Here is a 347-nt window from a genome sequence, read left to right on the forward strand (position 1 = left end):
TGGCGCTGCGGGCTTTGAAACAAGGGGAAAATCATCACACTTGGACGCAAAGCAAAACGATGCGTACCTTCTCCATCCGGTCAACGCCCCCTGACTTGCGGCAGCTTTTCACCAGCAAAATTCCGGAGAATGTGCGGGGAAAAACTGCCATAAGCCAGGTTCGACTCTTTTTCTCATGGTTGTCAGACGGGTTGCGGCGCAATGCCCCTGAAGGCAAATCCGCAGGGCAACCTGCACTTTGCAGTGACAGGCCGGACAGCAATCGGCGTAGTTAAACACTTTTTTCGGGTTGCCTGCCGAAGCAGGTAACTTTTGAAAAGCATTATACTTTACACCGGATTTGCGTG

General features: G+C 51.9%; 1 protein-coding gene. It reads left to right on the forward strand.

From position 1 onward, the window contains the following. Nucleotides 1-275 (forward strand): hypothetical protein (locus tag ACO0K4_RS19595; RefSeq protein WP_422958340.1); only part of this gene is annotated, 275 nt, incomplete at its 5' end. Between the last annotated feature and the right edge of the window lie 72 nt (nt 276-347).

It is taken from the genome of Undibacterium sp. RuTC16W, assembly GCF_049339445.1.
In the GTDB taxonomy this organism is placed as follows: Bacteria; Pseudomonadota; Gammaproteobacteria; order Burkholderiales; family Burkholderiaceae_D; genus Undibacterium.